The sequence below is a fragment of the Aeromonas sp. FDAARGOS 1417 genome (assembly GCF_019046985.1).
GTDB classification, from domain to species: Bacteria; Pseudomonadota; Gammaproteobacteria; order Enterobacterales; family Aeromonadaceae; genus Aeromonas; species Aeromonas veronii.
In genome coordinates this window covers 3,822,385-3,839,907 of the sequence record NZ_CP077221.1, presented here as the reverse complement: position 1 = coordinate 3,839,907, position 17,523 = coordinate 3,822,385, and the positions used below count along the sequence as shown (strand labels likewise).

At 60.6% G+C, this 17,523-nt stretch carries 18 protein-coding genes; 6 read left to right on the top strand and 12 right to left on the bottom strand.

The genetic code is table 11. The annotated features are described in order from the left end of the window. Window positions 1-77: 77 nt before the first annotated feature. The 4 genes from I6L47_RS17765 to I6L47_RS17750 all read right to left on the bottom strand — a co-directional run bounded on the left by I6L47_RS17765 (window position 78) and on the right by I6L47_RS17750 (window position 4,921). Window positions 78-1,274, bottom strand: coding sequence for an ABC transporter permease (locus tag I6L47_RS17765; protein WP_216947993.1), 1,197 nt, complete (start codon window positions 1,272-1,274; stop codon window positions 78-80). Continuing rightward, window positions 1,274-2,428 (bottom strand): ABC transporter permease, encoded by a 1,155-nt coding sequence (locus I6L47_RS17760; RefSeq protein WP_216947992.1) that lies wholly within the window; start codon window positions 2,426-2,428, stop codon window positions 1,274-1,276. Before I6L47_RS17760 ends, I6L47_RS17765 begins: the two co-directional genes overlap by 1 nt. Continuing rightward, window positions 2,428-3,432, bottom strand: coding sequence for an HlyD family secretion protein (locus I6L47_RS17755; protein ID WP_088870106.1), 1,005 nt, complete (start codon window positions 3,430-3,432; stop codon window positions 2,428-2,430). The genes I6L47_RS17760 and I6L47_RS17755 overlap by 1 nt, the downstream gene beginning before the upstream one ends. 73 nt (window positions 3,433-3,505) lie before the next feature. Next, the gene (locus tag I6L47_RS17750) at window positions 3,506-4,921 is read right to left on the bottom strand and encodes a TolC family protein (protein WP_216947991.1); all 1,416 of its coding nucleotides are present in this window, start codon (window positions 4,919-4,921) and stop codon (window positions 3,506-3,508) included. Between the two features lie 292 nt (window positions 4,922-5,213). On the opposite strand from I6L47_RS17750, the gene dusB reads away from it, so the two are divergent. The 6 genes from dusB to I6L47_RS17720 all read left to right on the top strand — a co-directional run bounded on the left by dusB (window position 5,214) and on the right by I6L47_RS17720 (window position 10,200). Further along, on the top strand, window positions 5,214-6,179 hold the full coding sequence (gene dusB / locus I6L47_RS17745; RefSeq protein WP_019445016.1) for a tRNA dihydrouridine synthase DusB: 966 nt from the start codon (window positions 5,214-5,216) through the stop codon (window positions 6,177-6,179). 26 nt (window positions 6,180-6,205) lie between these two features. Beyond that, a complete protein-coding gene (fis, locus tag I6L47_RS17740) occupies window positions 6,206-6,502 on the top strand; it encodes a DNA-binding transcriptional regulator Fis (protein WP_005309538.1) in 297 nt (98 codons plus the stop codon). 112 nt (window positions 6,503-6,614) lie between these two features. Next, window positions 6,615-7,496 (top strand): DMT family transporter, encoded by an 882-nt coding sequence (locus tag I6L47_RS17735; RefSeq protein ID WP_216947990.1) that lies wholly within the window; start codon window positions 6,615-6,617, stop codon window positions 7,494-7,496. A gap of 258 nt (window positions 7,497-7,754) precedes the next feature. Further along, window positions 7,755-8,573: a DUF3100 domain-containing protein gene (locus tag I6L47_RS17730; protein WP_005339140.1), complete on the top strand. Its 819-nt coding sequence runs from the start codon at window positions 7,755-7,757 to the stop codon at window positions 8,571-8,573. Next, window positions 8,570-9,019 (top strand): hypothetical protein, encoded by a 450-nt coding sequence (locus tag I6L47_RS17725; RefSeq protein WP_216947989.1) that lies wholly within the window; start codon window positions 8,570-8,572, stop codon window positions 9,017-9,019. The genes I6L47_RS17730 and I6L47_RS17725 overlap by 4 nt, the downstream gene beginning before the upstream one ends. Next, window positions 9,019-10,200, top strand: coding sequence for a M20 family metallopeptidase (locus tag I6L47_RS17720; protein ID WP_064338748.1), 1,182 nt, complete (start codon window positions 9,019-9,021; stop codon window positions 10,198-10,200). Before I6L47_RS17725 ends, I6L47_RS17720 begins: the two co-directional genes overlap by 1 nt. 90 nt (window positions 10,201-10,290) lie before the next feature. On the opposite strand, the gene I6L47_RS17715 is transcribed toward I6L47_RS17720, so the two are convergent. The 8 genes from I6L47_RS17715 to I6L47_RS17680 all read right to left on the bottom strand — a co-directional run bounded on the left by I6L47_RS17715 (window position 10,291) and on the right by I6L47_RS17680 (window position 17,358). Further along, window positions 10,291-11,250, bottom strand: a complete 960-nt coding sequence (locus tag I6L47_RS17715; protein ID WP_216947988.1) for a LysR substrate-binding domain-containing protein — start codon at window positions 11,248-11,250, stop codon at window positions 10,291-10,293. A 135-nt stretch (window positions 11,251-11,385) separates the two neighbouring features. Beyond that, a complete protein-coding gene (locus tag I6L47_RS17710) occupies window positions 11,386-12,012 on the bottom strand; it encodes a LysE family translocator (RefSeq protein WP_216947987.1) in 627 nt (208 codons plus the stop codon). 104 nt (window positions 12,013-12,116) lie between these two features. Continuing rightward, entirely contained in the window at window positions 12,117-12,611 is a 495-nt protein-coding gene (gene ilvN, locus I6L47_RS17705) for an acetolactate synthase small subunit (RefSeq protein ID WP_005311605.1), read from the bottom strand. Window positions 12,612-12,702: 91 nt separating this feature from the next. Beyond that, on the bottom strand, window positions 12,703-14,421 hold the full coding sequence (locus I6L47_RS17700; RefSeq protein WP_043823044.1) for an acetolactate synthase 3 large subunit: 1,719 nt from the start codon (window positions 14,419-14,421) through the stop codon (window positions 12,703-12,705). A 390-nt stretch (window positions 14,422-14,811) separates the two neighbouring features. Continuing rightward, a complete protein-coding gene (locus tag I6L47_RS17695) occupies window positions 14,812-14,964 on the bottom strand; it encodes a hypothetical protein (RefSeq protein WP_005339147.1) in 153 nt (50 codons plus the stop codon). 37 nt (window positions 14,965-15,001) lie between these two features. After that, a complete protein-coding gene (locus tag I6L47_RS17690) occupies window positions 15,002-16,111 on the bottom strand; it encodes an MJ1255/VC2487 family glycosyltransferase (protein ID WP_005358199.1) in 1,110 nt (369 codons plus the stop codon). Then, window positions 16,108-16,611, bottom strand: a complete 504-nt coding sequence (locus I6L47_RS17685) for a phosphatase PAP2 family protein (RefSeq protein WP_005339149.1) — start codon at window positions 16,609-16,611, stop codon at window positions 16,108-16,110. Before I6L47_RS17685 ends, I6L47_RS17690 begins: the two co-directional genes overlap by 4 nt. 126 nt (window positions 16,612-16,737) lie before the next feature. Then, entirely contained in the window at window positions 16,738-17,358 is a 621-nt protein-coding gene (locus I6L47_RS17680; protein ID WP_005349170.1) for a TetR/AcrR family transcriptional regulator, read from the bottom strand. Window positions 17,359-17,523 lie beyond the last annotated feature (165 nt).

The window sequence follows — 17,523 nt, the reverse complement described above, 5'->3', positions numbered from 1 at the left end:
ACAAAACGGTCAGCCCAAGGGCTGACCGTTCTCGCTATACCGCACACGCCATCTCACGGGCGCTTGCACCATCCCGCTTAACCGGCGGTCGTCTCACTCTGTACGACCGGCTGACTGGCCACCGGCAGTGACTGCTGCCGCCAACGCAGCAGCAGGCAGGCCAGCGCGCCGTAGAGTAGCGCCAGACCCCACAGCTGCCACCAGTAACGGGAAACCTGCGCAAAGTCGGCCCCCATCTGGTTAAGGCGCAGAAAACCCTCGATAGCGGGGATAGTGGGCACCCACTGAGCCAGCCAGTTAAGAGGCGCCGGGATCAGCTCGAGCGGCCAGATAAAGCCCGCCAGAAAGACCAGCGGCAGGGAGGAGACCAGCACCACCTGAGTGGGCAGATCCCGCCGGGTAAAGATGGCGCCCAGCACAATACCGAACCAGCAGGTCGCCAGCAGGAACGGCAGGGCGAACAGCCACAACTCCAGCGGATCGGCATGACGGGCGATGTTGTAGTGATCGAAGCAGAAGCCGAGGAAGTAGCTCACCGGCAGCAGGAACAACCCCGCCAGCACCAGAGTTCTGGCCAGCAGCAGCGGCAACACCGGCGCGCTTTGCCAGTACCCATGCTCGCCGCGGCAACTGCGCTGGTTCTGGGTCGCCCCCAGGATCCCCGCCCCCATCAGCAACACCTGATGGAGGATCAGCACGAACACCGCCGGCACCACGTAATTCACATAGCCCATGGTGGGGTTGAACACCGGTACCACGTTGAGGGCCACCGCGTTCCAGCCCATGGCTGCTTGCGGCAGTGCCTCGCCATGGCTCAGCAGCCGCGCCACCTTCACCTGCGCAGCGAGGGTCCCCCCAGCCTGTGCCAGTCCTTCGGCAATGGTGCCGTAGACCAGAAAGTAGGAGGCATCACCGGCATAGCTCAGGGTGACGCTCTTGCCCAGCATCAGGTCCCGATAGAAGTGGTTGGGAATGTGCAGGATCCCGCTCGCCTCCCCGGCCATCATCAGCTGGCGCGCCTCGGCCAGCGAATTGGCTCGCGCCACCAGCTTTACCTGCGGCGTGGCATCGGCCATAAATTCCAGCTGACGGGACAACTGACTGCCATCCTCGTTGACCACCACCACCGCCTCTTCCCGCGGCAGCTGATGCAGATAGGGCTGGGGATAGAGAAACGAGTAGAAGATCACCCCGCCAAACAGGGTGAGCATGATGGCACGATCCGCCAGCAGGGTGCGCAGCTCTAGGCGCAACAGATCGACAAATCCCAGCATCACTCAGGCTCCTTTTCGGCGCTCGCCACTGCGGCTGATTGACGGGACAGCTCGGCCTGCTGCTTGTAACGACGCACCACCAGCAGCAGGGGGAGCAGGAACAGCAGCAGAGCCCCCAGTTGCGGTAGCGCCGATGCGAGGGGCAGACCGTAGTTGCTCTGGCCAATCTGCAGCTCCACATAGTGAGAGACCGGCAACAGGCTGCGCCAGAAGCGGGCGAAATCCCCCATGGCGCTCACCGGAAAGGTGACTCCCATAAAGGCAAAACCGGGCGCAGTGTAAGCCCCCGCCAGCGACAGGGCGCGGGCCGGATCCCGAATGATGCCGTAAAAGAAGGCCCCCATGGTAACGCAGGCGGCCGAGGCCAGCCCCAGACCCACCACCAGCACCAGCCAGCTGCCGTGCATGGGGTAGGAGAAGCCCTTGAACAGCAGCTGCGTCCAGACAATCCCCCAGCCCCAGCCAATCAGCACGTGGGGCAGCAGGGTACGCCAGAGACCAAACCAGACACCGCGCGTGGTCCAGTCCAGCCCCAGCCGATCGGTACGGGCCAGCGCATTGAGGCCGAACAGCACCACCAGGATCTGCCATACGGCTGGCAGAATGGCGCTCAGCAGAAACTGGGCGTAGCTGGAGTTGAGGTTATAGAGCGCCGTCACCTGACTGCTGATGGGCACCGACTGCCCGAGCGCGCCGGGCAGTGCCTTGCCATCGGCCATCGCCTCCAGCACGCCGACCTGACCGTTAAGGGTACCTACCACCTGCGCCAGCGCCGAGTTGACCAGCTTGGCGATCAGGATGAACTGGCCGTTGTTGAACACCGTCACCTGCGGCTGGGTGCCCTGACGGGCATCCCGCTCCAGATGGTTGGGGATCACCACCAGCGCATAGATGTCGCCACCGCGCAGGGCGTGCGCCCCGGCATCGGTGGAGTCAAACTGTTGCGCGACCTTGAGCCCGGCCGAGCCATCCAGCGAGAAGGCGAGCTGGCGCGAGAGCACGCTGTGGTCGAGATCCACCAGCCCTACCTTGAGGTCGCGGGCCAACCCTGCCGAGAAGATCCAGCAGAGGATCCCCATCAGCAGCAGCGGCACCCAGCTCATCAGGGCACGACTGAATGGATCCTGCCACAGCAGCCGAAATTCACGTCCCATCAGAGTTCAACCAGCACACTCATGCCAACCCGCAGCCCCTCAACCGGTTGCAGCGGGCGAGCCTCTACCTGGAAGCTCTTCATGTCGAAGCCCTGACGGGTATCGGTAGCGCGCCAGGTGGCAAAATCCCCCATCACGGCCACATGGGTCACCTTGAAGCGTACGGTCTGGTCGCCAAGGCCCGGGATGCGGGCATCGAACTCGGTACCGACCGGGAAGCGGGGCAGCAGATCCTCGCGCACGTGGAACTGGGCCCAGGCATCGCTCATGTCGAGCAGGGTCACCACCGGGAAGCCTTGGGGCGCCAGCTCGCCGCTGCGCAGCAGCACCTGGCTTACCTCGCCTGAGTGGGGGCTGACGATACGGGTATCGGCCAGATAGGCCTCAACCTCGGCCACCGAACCGGCCGCCATCTTGGCCTTCTCGCGGGCGGCGATCTTGGTCTCTTCCCGCGCCCCTTCCAGCGCCATCTGATATTGCTGCCACGCCATCCCTTCGCTGTAGCGGGCGGCTTGCCAGGCGGTCCAGGCTTCGTCTCGCTTTTGCAGGGGCATTACGCCGTCGCGGTGCAGACTGGCAACCCTCTCATAGGTCTTGCCACGCAGCTGGGCTGCAGCCTTGGCTTTTTGCCACTGATCCTTGGCAGCGGCGATCTGCTGGGCTCGGGCCCCTTTCTCAGCCTCTTGCGCCAACGCACCCGCTGCGGCCTCACCGGCCTTGGCCTGGCTCAGCTTGGCTTCGATCTCGGGGCTCGCCAGGGTAAAGACCAGCTGATCCTTGGCCAGCTGATCGCCCTTTTTCACCAACACTTCGTCGATGCGACCCGGCACCTTGGAGGAGACCGAATATTGCTGCGCTTCAATCTGCCCTTGCAGATGAACCGGCTCGGGTTGATAGGCGAGCCAGAAGCGCCAGCCGAGCCAGACCACCAGGATCACCAGCGCCAGCGGCAACAACAGCGGTTTACCCTGGCTCATCTTCTTTTTGATGGGGGGATGGCTCATCACTTCACCTCGACAAACGGGCGACCCTTGGCGGTCGAAACAGAGATAGAAAAAGGAACGGACTGGAGTGCGATCATGAGCTCACCTCGATCACCTGACCGTGCTGATATTGATTGAAACTGTTCATCTGGCCGGAGAGCGCCAGCAGGCGGGCCAGCGACACCACATATTGATAGGCCGCCGCCGCACGTTGGGTCTTGACCCCCGCCAGCTGGTTCTGGGCATCCACCACATCAAGGGAGGTAGAGAGCCCCTGCCCGAAGGCCTTGTCCCGCAGCAGCACGTTCTCCTCTGCCAACGCCTGGGTGGAAGAGAGGGATTGATACTCCTCCAGCCCCTGCGCCGCTTCGCGCCAGGTCTTCTCTACCAGCAACTCCAGATCCTGGCGGGTCTTGGCCTGCAGCAGATTGACCTGCAGCTCGGCGCTCTTGGCGGCCTGCACCGTCTCGGAGCGGCCATCACGGCTCACCAGCGGCATGCTGACCCCCACCCCCACCAGCCAGTCCGGCGCGGTCTTGGAGGCGAGCGAATCATCTTCATAGAGGTTGTAGTTGCCGAACAGGAACACCTCAGGGGCATATTTGCCCTGCTCGACCCGGATCAGCCCCTTGGCCTGCTCCTTCTTGGCAGTGAGCAGCTTGAGACCGGGGTGCACCTCCAGGGTCTGGCTCACCAACCCCTCGAGGCGCGGCAGCTCCTTGTTGACGAACAGGCCGCTGCCCGGCTGGGCATTTGGCAACTTCAGCATGCGGCCAAGGGCCAGCTCGGCGATCTCGAGGCTGCGGCGCGCCTTCTGGGTATCGATGCGCGCTCTGTCATAGGCCGACTGGGCGGAGAGACGCTCCACCCTGGCGATCTGGCCCTGCACTTCGAGCTTCTTGGCGTGATCCAGATGGTGGGCGAGCCCCTCTTCGATCTCCTGTTTGGTCTGCACCACCTGAGCAGCCAGCACCACGCCGAAATAGGTCTGGGAGAGGCTCTCGAAGGTGGATTGCTGCTTGAGCACCAGCAACTGCTGCGCCTCGCTCACCTGCGCCTGGCGGATATCCTGCGCCGCATCGATGCGACCACCGGCAAACAACGGCCAGAGCATCTTGACCGAGCTGCTCACCACATTCTGTTTGGTCAGGGGGGTAACGAAGTCATTGGGGGTAAGATGCGGGATCGGCAAGCCGCCCAGGAGCTGCTGCAGCGCCTTGAGCATCTCCGGATGGTTGGCGATGGGGTTGAGATCCATCATGTCGAGTTCAATCGGCTGATCAAGATGGGTATAGCTGGCCCCCAGATCCACTTTGGGCAGATACATGTCCTTGGCCGCCTCACGCAGCTGTTTGGCCCGATCGACCCCAGCCTGCTCGGCAGCCAGCCCTTCATCCTGCTGGATGACCCGGGTCCAGGCTTCGCCAAAACTGATGGTTTGCGCCTGCGCCGACCCCAGCACGGCCCCCATCAGACACGGCCAGAGTGATTTAATGAACCTTGACGTCATAGATCCCCAATCCGCTTTTGTTGCATAAATGTTTGGAGCATTTGCTCGATTTAAGCCAGCTATCATAACGCAAAGCGGGCCTGCAAGTGGACTGACAATTATGCAGGCGTCCGACCCGAATGGTACAGCGCTCACTCTCCGGCAATCTGGCCGTTTTTCAATAACTCCAGAATTTGCAAGCCTTGGCGCGACGTTTTTTTCAGAAAAAAATGGCTGACGCTCAAATACTAACCTTTTCTCCTGCCTAAAAAATGCGTAATATACGCCGCCCTAAGCCGATGGTAACCGTGGAATGCAGATAGGTCCCCACACGCTTGAAACTCCCTTGATTGTGGCTCCCATGGCCGGTGTAACTGACCGACCATTCCGTGAACTTTGTTTGCGATTGGGGGCTGGCATGGCCGTTTCCGAGATGCTGCTGGCCAACCCGGATGTCTGGGATACCCAGAAAACCCGGATGAGGATGGATCACTCTGCAGAAGGCGGATTGCGATCGGTCCAGATTGCCGGGGCCGACCCCGAGATGATGGCGTTTGCTGCCCGCTACAACGTGGAGCAGGGCGCACAGATCGTCGACATCAACATGGGATGTCCGGCAAAAAAAGTGAATAAGAAGTTGGCAGGTTCTGCCCTGCTGCGTGCCCCCGATCAGGTCAAAGCAATTTGCCGGGCCGTGGTGGATGCAGTGGAGGTACCTGTCACCTTGAAGATCCGCACAGGATGGGATCCGGATAACCGCAATGGCGTGGAGATCGCCCGAATCGCCGAAGATTGCGGTATCGCGGCCCTTGCCGTGCATGGTCGTACCCGTGCCTGCCTCTACAAGGGCGAAGCGGAGTACGACACGATCAGGGCGATTAAGCAGGCCGTATCGATTCCTGTTGTCGCCAATGGTGACATCAACAGCCCGGAAAAAGCCCGGTATGTCCTCGACTATACCGGTGTTGACGCCGTGATGATCGGCCGAGCTGCGCAAGGACGACCCTGGATTTTCCGGGAAATCCGTCATTTTCTTGAGACGGGCACCAAGCTGCCGCCTCCCGAGAGGGAAGAGGTTCGCACCCTGATGAACGAGCATGTAACCAACCTGCACCGGTTTTATGGTGCATATCTGGGAGCGCGCATAGCCCGTAAACACGTGGGCTGGTATCTGGATGAAGAAGAGACGGGCCGAGAATTCCGTAAGCACTTCAATGCCCTGGATTGCGCAGACGCGCAACTTGAGGCACTCGAAGCGTATTTCGATGGATTAGGTTAACAAGATAACTAAAGAGCCGACCGAATATGTTCGAACAAACCCTGACTTCTGATGCATTGGTAACAACTACTCACAATCACGCTGCCGAGCCGACCCAGCGCCCCCTGCGTGACTCTGTGCAACAGGCCCTGCGTAACTACCTGGCCCAGTTGAACGGTCAGGAAGTGATTGATCTGTACGATATGGTTCTCTCCGAAGTCGAAGCGCCGATGCTGGACGTGATCATGCAGTACACCCGTGGTAACCAGACTCGCGCTGCCGTGATGATGGGTATCAACCGTGGCACCCTGCGCAAGAAGCTCAAGCGTTACGGCATGAACTGATTGCTGGCCGCGAGCCGCGACGGCGGTTCAAGGCAGATGCGAAAGGCGCCAGGTAGCAATACCTGGCGCCTTTCCTTTATGCTCTCCCCTCCATTTCACCATGGCGACCCCGATGAACCGCACTCCCCTGCTGCTGATGGTACTGGTCACCCTGCTGGCCGCCGCTGGCTGGCTCTTCTCGAAAGAGGCGATCCGCGAACTGCCCCCTGCCGCCTTTATCGGCAGCCGCTTCCTGCTGGCCGCCCTGCTGCTGCTCCCCCTCGCCTGGCTGCGTGAACCGCCGCCGACCCGAGCCCAGCTGGCGCGCGCCGCCGGCTGCGGCACATTGCTCGGTGCCAGCCTGTTGCTGTGGGTCACCGCCATCAGCCAGAGCGATGCACTGGGCAGCGGCGCCTTTATCATGAGCGTCGCCACCCTGATGGCCCCGCTGGCCGCCTGGGGAGCCTTTCGAGCCAAGCCCGGCCGCCACTACTGGCTCACCCTGCCCATCGCCATCGCCGGTTTGCTGCTGCTCTCCAGCAGTACCCACTGGGGCGTGTCGCTTTCGCTGTTCTGGTTTCTGGCGGCAGCCACCACCCTCGGCATCCAGCTTGCTGTCCATCGCCACTTCGCCCAATCCATTGCCCCCACCTGGCTCACCTGCATCCAGCTGGCGATGACCGGCCTGCTCGGCACCCAGCTCTCCCTGCTGACCGAACAGTGGCCCGAGGCTGGAGTCAGCCACGGCATATGGGGCTGGTTTGTGGCGAGCGTCTTGATCGCCACCACATTGCGCTACTGGCTGCTCACCCATGCATTGAGCAGGATGACCACCGCCCACGCCGCCCTGATGATGCTGCTGGAACCGGTCTGGACCCTGCTGCTGAGCACCCTCTTCTACAGCGAACCCCTCGGCGGCGCCAAACTGGCCGGTGCCGGACTGGTGCTCGGCGCTCTGGTGCTCTACCAGCTTCCCCTGCTGCTGCGCAGTGCACGGCTCAAAACGCCCGTCTGATCCGCGTCACCGCCCTGCGGGGCGGTGTCACCATTTCCCTCCTGTTTGCTTATCTTGTCCTGCCAATGCTGACGTTCTGTTAACGGCCTTTAATCCTTGGTATCCATAGGGTTAAAGGGCATACCCCATGAAAAAATGCCATATGGCCAGCTTGATGAAGGTCACATTCCTCCCCCGCGACCCTCCCTATCATGCCCCCATCATCGGTCTGGACAATCCTGACGATGGCCACACATGGGAATAACAAGAGAAAAAACTATGCAGCAAACCAGCCCCCTCAAGACGGTCACGGTCAGCATATTGGCAACCGCCATGCTGATCTTTGTGGCCCAGTACCTGATAGGCAAACAGGAGATCAAGATCGGCATCGCCATCATCCCGATCCTGCCGATGCTCTTTGCCGTGATCATCGGCATGATTGTCTCCGCCAAACCGGTCAAGGATCGCATCCCCGGCTGGAAGCAGCTCTTCACCGAAAAAGAAGAGGGGTTCTGCGGCAAGATGGTGGGCTTCAGCCTGCTGATCCTGGGCACCCAGTATGCGGGGATGATCATCCCCAACCTGAAGATGATCCTTAGCGTCGGCGTGCCGCTGTTCCTGCAGGAGATTGGCAACCTGCTGCCGATCCTGATCGCCATCCCGCTGGCGGTGAAGTTCGGCTTTGGCCGTCGCGCCATCGGGGCCTGCTCCTCCATCAGCCGTGAGCCATCCGTCGCGGTAATTCAGGGCAAGTTCGGCACCGGCTCTCAGGAGTACATCGGCGTGCTGGCCATCTACCTGTGCGGCTCCGTTATCGGCACCCTCTGGTTCAGCGTGCTGGGCAGTATCGCCCCGCTCACCGGTCTGCACCCGCTGGCGCTGGCTGCCGGCTCCGGTGTGGGCTCAGGCTCCATGCTGAGTGCCGCCTCAGGCGCCCTGATCAACGGTCTCGACGAAGCACTGGCTCAGCAGGTGCTGAGCATCGCGGCAGCCTCGAACCTGCTCTCCTCGGCTCTTGGCGCGCTTTCCCTCACCTATCTGGGTCTGCCGCTCGCTGAAAAAATCTATGCCCTGACCGCTAAAGGAGAGAAAGCATGAAAAGCGTCGTAATGGATATGCGGTTCGTCTTTCTGGCGATCCTGCTGGCCATGTTTACCCAAACCCTGACCACCGGCACCCCGCTCTGGCTGATGGGTGACAGCTTCATCGCCATGTCGCTGGTGGTGTTCGCTTCGCTGATTGCCAAGCGCTACCTGCCCTCCTCCCTGCCGGCGTTTGCCTATGCCACCATCATCGGCATTCTCATCTGCCTGCCGGAGACCCCGGTGCGCGGTCTCTTTATCGACGCAGTTGCCAAGATCTCCTTCCTCTCCTGCTGCGTACCGCTGCTGGCTTTTGCCGGTCTCTCGGTGGGCGGTCAGCTGGAAGAGCTGAAGAAGATGTCCTGGAAAGTCATTCTGATCTTCATGATCGTCTCCACCTGCTGCTTCTTCGGCGCCTCGCTGGTTGCCCAGATCGGCTTCTCCATGCAAGGGATCATCTGATGAACAACATCCACATTGAAGCGGCCCTGCTGGCCCTGCGCGACTTCAGCCACGAAGTACGCCACCACCTACACACCATTCCGGAGGCCTCCGGCGTCGAGTTCAAGACCTCGGCCTACTGCCGCGAGCTGATGGCAAGCTTTGGCTACCGCCTCACCGACTACCCGGGCTTCACCGGTTTTCACGGCGATCTGGTGGTTGATCCTGTGCTGCCGACCATCGCCTTCCGGGCCGACATGGATGGCCTCGAGATGCACGACATGAGCGACGTTGCGTTCAAGTCAACCCATGAGGGAATGGCTCACAACTGCGGTCACGACTCCCATATGGCGATCGCTCTGACCGCAGCCAAGTTTCTGGCCGCCAACCGCGATCGCCTGCAGTACAACGTCCGCTTTATCTTCCAGATGGCGGAAGAGGACATGCGGGTACCGGGCGCCGAGAAGATGGTGGAGCTGGGCTGCATGAAGGGGGTGGACGAGGTCTATGCCCTCCATAACGACGGCGCCATGGAAACCGGCACCATCAAGTTCAACCACGGTGTCATGTCCTCCTGGGGCTCCGCCTGGACACTGGATGTGCACGGTATCTCAGCCCACGGCTCGACCCCCCACAAGGGGCTGGATGCCATCCGCGAAGCGGTGCGGATCATCGAGGATATGGACTACATCGTTGCCAAACGCACCAGTCCGTTCAGCCCGGCGGTATTCGGCTGCGGCATGATCAACGGCGGCACCATCCCCAACGCCATCGCCGACCATGTGCAGGCGCGTGGCACCATCCGTGCCATGGATGCCGAGACCGACCAGATCCTGAAGAACAGCTTCAAGGAGATCGTGGCCCAGAGCGAACTGCGCGGCTTCAAGACCAAGATGGTCTATGCCGGGTATCCAGCGGTCGAGAACCACGCCGATGCCTGCGCCCGTCTGCTGCTAGCGGCCGCCGACGTATTACCCTCTGAGGGGATCAACGCTCAGGGTCAGCCGATGACCGGCAGCGAAGATTTCAGCTACATGGTCAACGCCTGCCGTGGCCGCAAGGGGGCCATGTTCTTCCTCGGCAGCGGCTGTCAGGCCAAGGGGATCTGCAACTACCTGCATGCGAATCCCTACTATCTGGATGACGATTGCCTGCTGGTCGGAGCCCAGATCTTTATCAATCTGGCGACCCACAGCGCTTAATCCCGTATACCGATAAAACCAGAAGAGAGGCCAAGGCCTCTCTTTTTTTGTCTCTGTATTTTTGCTCTGTACGCGGCAGACACCCCGCGGTTAGAGCCACGGCAACTCCGCCATATTGGTAGCGGGCGGCTGGTTGATAAGGTGCAGCTGCACCGTCTCCCGGCTGATATGGGGGGCGTAGAGGTGGATAAAGTCGTACATGTAGTCGCGCAGATGGGCATGCTTGCGCAGGCAGATGTGGGTGGCGCTCGAGGCGATCAGGTGGTCGATGTTGAGGCTCACCAGATCCTCCCTGTCCCCCTCGTCGAAGGCCACGCTGGCAATCACCCCGACCCCCATACCAAGCCGGACGTAGTGCTTGATCACATCGGTATCGGTAGCGGTCAGCACGGTTTTCGGCGACAGGCCGTGGCGGCTGAAGGCCTTGTCCATCTTGGAACGGCCGGTAAAGCCGAATACATAGGTGATGAGGGGATAACGAGCCAGATCGGCCATCGAGAGCGGCTGGCAGTCGATCAACGGATGACCGTGGGGCACCACCACGCTGCGCCCCCAGCGATAACAGGGCACTGCGGCCAGCTCGTCGAACAGATACATGGACTCGGTGGCGATCGCCATATCCACATCGCCGCTTTGCACCATCTGGGCCAGTTGGGCTGGCGCCCCCTGATGGAGCTGGATCGCCACATCGGGATAACGACGGCTGAACTCGGTAATCACCGCTGGCAGCTTGTAGCGCGCCTGGGTGTGGGTGGTGGCGATACGCAGCACCCCGCTGGTAGCCAGTTGCTCCCCGAGCGACAGCTGGTTGATCTGCTCCACCTGCGCCACTACCCCCTTGGCCAACTCCATCACCTGCTCGCCTGCGCTGGTCAAGCCGACCAGATTCTTTCCCTTGCGGGTAAAGAGGGCGAGCCCGAGCTCATCTTCCAGCATCTTCATCTGCTTGCTGAGGGTCGGCTGGGAGGTATAGAGCTTCTCCGCCGTCGCCGAGATGTTGAAGTTGTTCTTCACAATCTCGGTAAAGTTCTTGAGCCGGGCGATGTTCATCTGGGCAAGGGATCTCGCTGCTGCGGCCAGTGGGGCTGACCTGAAAAAGAGAGAGCGGGGCTGGCCCCGCAACTAACCGCCGACCATACCACAGCGCGGCGCACGATAATCTGCCCCAGGTCAGAAAGCGGCGAGCTAGTCGCTGGCCAGCTTGATCCCGAGCCCGACAAACAGGGTGCCGATGCCCCGCTTGAGCCAGCGACCGAGACGCAGTGACAGCCGTACCCTGTGGCTGGCATAGACGGTGGTAAAGACCAGCAAGTGACACCAGATGATACCGCCCAGATTGAAGATGCAACCGAGCAAGATAAAGGCGAGCGCCTTGTCGGGGGCATCCGGTGCGATGAACTGGGGCACGAAGGCGAGGAAAAAAAGCGCGACCTTGGGGTTGAGCACATTGGTCAGCACACCCTGCCGGTAAATCTGGCCATAGGAGAGTGCAGGCAGGGTGGCCCCTTCGTCCATTGCCCCCGTTGCCTGCTGGCGCAGCAGGGAGAACCCCAGATAGATGAGGTAGATGGCGCCAGCCAGCTTGATAAGGGCAAACAACTCGGCCGAGGCACTGAGCAGGGCCGACAGACCGAGGGCCGCCGCCAACACATGCACCATGACACCGGTGCCGATGCCAAGGGTCGCGACCGAACCGGCACGCCACCCTTGCGAACCGCTGCGCAGCATGACCAGCAAGGAGTCGGGCCCCGGCATGATATTGAGCAGCAGCCCAGAGACCATAAACAGTGCAAGATCATGAATACCGAACATCCCTCCCCCCATCGTAAAGAAAAACCAAACAAAAAGGGCTCCGCAGAGCCCTCTTTCCTTTCACTCTGCGGCAGCTGACGCATCATCAGCTGTCCCGCCAGCCATCAGGGCCGCAGCGCCTTGTCCGCCCGGGAGATACCGCAGACGCCGGAGCGCACCACTTCGATGATCTCGTTGGTCTGGGCGGCAGTCTTGATAAAGGCATCCAGCTTCTCGCTGGTGCCCACCAGCTGTACCGTGTACTGCTCGGGGGTGACGTCGACGATCTGGCCACGGAAGATATCTGCCAGCCGTTTCAGCTCGTCACGGGCGCCACCGGCGGCACGCGCCTTGACCAGCGCGATCTCCCGCTCGATATGCTCCCCTTCACTCAGGTCGCACACCTTGAGCACATCCACCAGCTTGTGCAGCTGCTTCTGGATCTGCTCCAGCACCCGCTCGTCACCCATGGTGACTATGGTCATGCGCGACAGGGTGGGATCCTCGGTCGGCGCCACCGTCAGGGTCTCGATGTTGTAGCCGCGCTGGGAAAAGAGGCCCACCACGCGGCTCAGGGCGCCGGATTCGTTCTCCAGCAGAACGGAAATTATATGTCTCATGATATTTCCCCCGCCTTGCTCAGCCACATCTCGTCCTTGATGGAACCAAACATGAGCTCCTTGGGTACGACCGAAATAATATGTTCCATCGTCAGGTTCTCTCCGTCTTGCTCAGCCACATCTCGTCCATGGCACCAAACTTGATCTGCATCGGATAGACGTGCTCATCCGGGTCGACCGAGATATCCATGAACACCAGCCGATCCTTCATGGCGAAGGCCTTCTCCATGGCGCTCTCCAGCTCCGCCGGATCGCTCACCGCGATACCGACGTGGCCGTAGGCTTCCGCCAGTTTGACGAAGTCCGGCAGGGACTCCATGTAGGAGTGGCTGTGACGGCCGCCGTAGAACATCTTCTGCCACTGCTTGACCATGCCCAGTGCACGGTTGTTGATGGAGATGATCTTGATGGGCACCCCGTACTGCATGCAGGTAGAAAGCTCCTGAATGTTCATCTGCACCGAGCCATCCCCGGTGACGCAGCAGACCACCGCATCCGGGTTGGCAAACTGGGCCCCCATGGCGGCCGGAATACCAAAGCCCATGGTGCCGAGGCCCCCTGAGTTGATCCACTGGCGCGGTTTGGCAAACGGGTAGTAGAGGGCAGCAAACATCTGGTGCTGACCGACGTCGGAGGCGACGAACGCCTGACCCTGAGTCACTTTGTAAAGGGTCTCGATAACCTGTTGCGGCTTGATCTGGGTAGCCGACTTTTCGTAGGCCAGACAGTGACGGGAGCGCCACTGGTTGATCTGGCTCCACCAGTCCGCCAGCGCCTCCTTGTCGTTATCGAAGCCACACTCGCGGATCACTTCCAGCATCTGCTCCAGCACGGTTTCCACCGAGCCGACGATGGGCACATGGGCCTGCACCGTCTTGGAGATGGAGGTGGGGTCGATATCGATATGAACCACGGTGGCATTGGGGCAGAACTTGGCCACGTTGTTGGTGACGCGGTCATCGAAGCGGGCACCCACGGCGAAGATGAGATCCGCGTTGTGCATGGTCTTGTTGGCTTCGAAGGTGCCGTGCATCCCCAGCATGCCGATAAATTGCGGATGGACACCGGAGAAGGCCCCCAGCCCCATCAGGGTGGTGGTCACCGGCAGGTTCAGCAGCTCCGCCAGTTTGGTCACCAGATGGTCCGCATTGGCGTTGATGGCGCCACCACCCACGTACATCACCGGGCGCTGGGCATCCACCAGCAGCTTGGCTGCCCGCTTGATCTGCCCTTTATGGCCAGACTTGGTCGGGTTGTAGGAGCGCAGGGAGACCGTCTCGGGATACTGGTAGGGGAATTTCTCTTTCGGGTTCTGCACATCTTTGGGCAGATCCACCACCACCGGCCCCGGGCGGCCGCTGGCGGCAATGTAGTAGGCCTTCTTGATGGCCTCGGGAATATCGCTCGCCTTCTTGCACAGGAAGCTGTGCTTCACCACCGGGCGGGAGATACCGATCATGTCGGTCTCCTGGAACGCATCCTCACCGATCATGCTGGTCGGCACCTGGCCGGAGAGGATCACCAGCGGAATGGAATCCATATAGGCGGTGGCAATACCGGTAATGCAGTTGGTCGCTCCCGGGCCTGACGTTACCAGCACAGTCCCCACCTTGCCGGTGGAACGGGCGTAACCGTCAGCCATGTGAACCGCGGCTTGCTCGTGCCGCACCAAGACATGCTCCATCTTGCCGTTTTCGAAGAGAGCGTCATAGATGTCGAGCACTGAGCCACCAGGGTAGCCGAAGACGTGCTCAACTCCCTGATCTTCCAGCGCTCTAACCACCATCTGGGCGCCTGATAACATCTCCATGATAAAGCCCTCCAGGCTTTGCTCCGTTTAGCGAATCCCGCCGACGATGCCGTGCTTCCCGGCACGGCCCGATCCGTTTCTTGTTGTTATCTGAATGCAGATCGGCCCAATTCAGCCCCGTCGACAGTAGAAAAAAAGGATTTTTCCGTCATTCACCCGAAAATAGGGTGAAAAACCAACTTAACCCGCTTCATAACGCTTGTCCACGGCTTTATCTGACCAGAACAGTCATACATTTCAACCGGCTATTAACATTCAATGACTTGCCGTAGCGACCATGAGACAAAAGGGAAGGAAGTCGGGGAATGGCCAGCGGATCATTCCGCAGAGGGGAAAAACAGCCACAAAAAAGCCCACCGCTCAGCGATGGGCTTGATGCCGAATGATGACTCAGTTCTCCTGATCCGGCTCTGCCAACCAGATCTGCTGATCCGGATCGGTCTCTTCACTGACCGAAATGCTGACACCCATATCGAGCAACTCGTGCAGGGTGAGATTGTCAGCCAGGTTCATGACTTCGCCGTTTTCATTGGTAAAGCGCATTTGCTCCGTCCTCTCCTTGGTGGGATCGCCTTTCAGTCTAGTCAACAACGCTCACTTGCGATAACCAGCAACTGGATAAACAGTCGCCGCCATCCAGCTCGCTCAGACGATCACTCACCTCCTCCGGAAACAGAGTGCGAGCCCAGAGCCGCCGCGACAGAGAGGCCACGCTCTCGTCAGCGCCCGCCGCCAGCCAGCGGGCCAGCTCCCCTGCTACATCGGGGTAACAGACTGCCCCCGGCGAGGCGCTGTCGAGCCAGGTGCGCACCAGATTGGCATCGAGCACATCCATCAGGGTCGCCAGTCCCATCATCTCGAGGGTCTTGCCGTTGGTCAGCTGCTCGAACTGGCCGCCGAGGGGTTTGACCAGCAGCTTCTTGCCGAGGGTGAGCGCCTCGGAAGCCAGCTCGAAACCCGCGTTGGATATCACGCCGCGACAACCGGCCAGTACGGCGATAAAACCGTGCCGCGACGGCGGCTCGAAGCGCAGGTTGCGCCATTGGCTGGGGGTGCGAATGGCGGGGTGAAAGCAGACGAAGCGTTGCTGACCAAAGCGCGACAACAGGGCGGCGATCGCCTCGGTCTGCTCGAACGGCAGATAGACCAGGATCTCGCCGTTATCCGGCGCAGCGGCGATAGGGTCGATCACCGGCGGCAACAAGGGGTGACCGAAGTGAAACCAGTGCAGCCCGAGCGGCTGATCCACAGGAGCAAAGTGGCGCATCAGCTGGCGGCTGACCCCATCCTCCCCCCAACGCGGGATGGGCCAGTTGAAGCTGGCCTGATGACTGACGGTGAGGCTCGGCTTGCCATAGCGGCGGGCGGCGTGGGCGGTCAGCGGCTCAAAATCGCTCACCACCAGATCGTATTCGCTGCAATCGAGAGCCCGCAGATCCCGCCAGAAGGTGAGCGGCGAGGCGGCTTGCAGGGTGCGCCACGGAGAAACTCGCCCCTCGTGACTGACAAAAGTGAGGCCGGGAAAGGCGCGGTAGGCGCCAAACTCCTCCATGTCGAAGTAGCGGTCAGCGGGGCGGCCGCTAAAGAGATAATCCACCTCGACCCCTGCCGTGCGCAGCGCCCGCGCCAGGGTGCGACTGCGACTGATATGGCCGTTGCCGGTGCCTTGCACCCCGAACAGTATCCTCATGAGTGGCTCCAGCCGAGCGCCAGCACGGCGCAACCGCCACCCAGCAGGGCACCGGCTACCAGATCGCTCAGGTAGTGTACCCCGAGCAACAACCGGGATGCCCCCACCAGCGCAGCCCAGCCAAACAGCAGGGGCGCCCAGAGCGGAAAGCCGGTGGCCAGTATGGTGGCCATCAGAAAAGCGGCGGCGGTGTGGCCGGAGGGGAGACTGTAACGATCGGAAGGAGTGATAAAGACCGGCAAGCCGACCGGCCGTTGCCGTTTCAGGCTGTTTTTCAGCAGCAGATAGAGGGGCAGTTCGATGGCGAAGGCTAGCAGCGCCAGTCGCACCAGCTCCCGCTCTGCCTCCCCCTGCCACCAGAGCAGGGCGGCCAGCACAGCGTAAAGCGGGCCATCGCCGGTGCGGGAAATGAGACGACTCACCCTCGCCTGCTGCCGGTTGTAGCCGTGAAGCAGGCAGACCCGGCACACCTGCAGGTCCCATTGCTGGATCTTGTTCATATCCCCTCCTTCCCTGAATTCTGCTTGCAGAGTAAGAAAGCGGGATGACGTTACGTTGAACAAGGGATAACAGATTTATGAAAAAAGGGCCGAATGGCCCTTTTTAATCTCGATGTGGCGGCAAAATCAGTGGCTGCCGCGCAGACCGGTCTCCATCAGACGGCAGTTGTGGTCCGCCAGACGGGCCATGAAGTGCTCATCCACTTTCAGGCCAAACACCTGCTCGTAGAGGTCTTTCATCACGAACGGCTGCCACATCATGCTGAGGAAGGAGATCTTCAGCATGTCGGGATCTAGGTTGTCACCCAGCTCACCGTTGGACTTCATGGTTTCCAGCAGGGCATCGAACTGCGGCAGCTGACGTTCCAGCAGGCGGTTCAGCACAAAATCCCGGCCCGGGCTTTTCTCGGTCGACAATGCACTGGAGATGGCAGAGGTCAGCTCGCTGTTGGGCGCCATCACCTGATAGTAGGTATTGAGCAGCTCGTTGAGACTGTGATTGCTGTGTTCATCTTGCCAAGCATGGTCGAGGGGCTCGGCGACATCGCCCAGCACCGCTTTGTAAAGACCCTCTTTACTGCCGAAGTAGTAGTGGATCATTGCCAGATTAGAGCCAGCAAGCTCCGCGATTTCGCGTGTAGTCACCTTGCTATAGGGAGTATTGAGAAAACGCTCACGGGCGGCAGCAAGCAACTTGTCACGAATGTCAGAACGTCCGACCGGACGACCAGGTCTACGTTTTTCCATTTAACACCTCAGATAATTCAGCCAATGCTGATAAGTCGATCTGGTTGTGCAGAGAATAGAGCACAGCAGGAATGACCAGATAATCGGTCATGGGCCGAATATGGGACAAGGAAATTTGCAATCCTTTACAATCCGATTAAATACGTCAGCAGATTGCCCCTGACC

Coding starts and splice junctions, on each gene's coding strand:
- I6L47_RS17765 (WP_216947993.1), bottom strand. CDS start 1,274: ATGCTGGGATTTGTCGATCTGTTGCGCCTAGAGCTGCGCACCCTGCTG.
- I6L47_RS17760 (WP_216947992.1), bottom strand. CDS start 2,428: ATGGGACGTGAATTTCGGCTGCTGTGGCAGGATCCATTCAGTCGTGCC.
- I6L47_RS17755 (WP_088870106.1), bottom strand. CDS start 3,432: ATGAGCCATCCCCCCATCAAAAAGAAGATGAGCCAGGGTAAACCGCTG.
- I6L47_RS17750 (WP_216947991.1), bottom strand. CDS start 4,921: ATGACGTCAAGGTTCATTAAATCACTCTGGCCGTGTCTGATGGGGGCC.
- dusB (WP_019445016.1), top strand. CDS start 5,214: ATGCAGATAGGTCCCCACACGCTTGAAACTCCCTTGATTGTGGCTCCC.
- fis (WP_005309538.1), top strand. CDS start 6,206: ATGTTCGAACAAACCCTGACTTCTGATGCATTGGTAACAACTACTCAC.
- I6L47_RS17735 (WP_216947990.1), top strand. CDS start 6,615: ATGAACCGCACTCCCCTGCTGCTGATGGTACTGGTCACCCTGCTGGCC.
- I6L47_RS17730 (WP_005339140.1), top strand. CDS start 7,755: ATGCAGCAAACCAGCCCCCTCAAGACGGTCACGGTCAGCATATTGGCA.
- I6L47_RS17725 (WP_216947989.1), top strand. CDS start 8,570: ATGAAAAGCGTCGTAATGGATATGCGGTTCGTCTTTCTGGCGATCCTG.
- I6L47_RS17720 (WP_064338748.1), top strand. CDS start 9,019: ATGAACAACATCCACATTGAAGCGGCCCTGCTGGCCCTGCGCGACTTC.
- I6L47_RS17715 (WP_216947988.1), bottom strand. CDS start 11,250: ATGAACATCGCCCGGCTCAAGAACTTTACCGAGATTGTGAAGAACAAC.
- I6L47_RS17710 (WP_216947987.1), bottom strand. CDS start 12,012: ATGTTCGGTATTCATGATCTTGCACTGTTTATGGTCTCTGGGCTGCTG.
- ilvN (WP_005311605.1), bottom strand. CDS start 12,611: ATGAGACATATAATTTCCGTTCTGCTGGAGAACGAATCCGGCGCCCTG.
- I6L47_RS17700 (WP_043823044.1), bottom strand. CDS start 14,421: ATGGAGATGTTATCAGGCGCCCAGATGGTGGTTAGAGCGCTGGAAGAT.
- I6L47_RS17695 (WP_005339147.1), bottom strand. CDS start 14,964: ATGCGCTTTACCAATGAAAACGGCGAAGTCATGAACCTGGCTGACAAT.
- I6L47_RS17690 (WP_005358199.1), bottom strand. CDS start 16,111: ATGAGGATACTGTTCGGGGTGCAAGGCACCGGCAACGGCCATATCAGT.
- I6L47_RS17685 (WP_005339149.1), bottom strand. CDS start 16,611: ATGAACAAGATCCAGCAATGGGACCTGCAGGTGTGCCGGGTCTGCCTG.
- I6L47_RS17680 (WP_005349170.1), bottom strand. CDS start 17,358: ATGGAAAAACGTAGACCTGGTCGTCCGGTCGGACGTTCTGACATTCGT.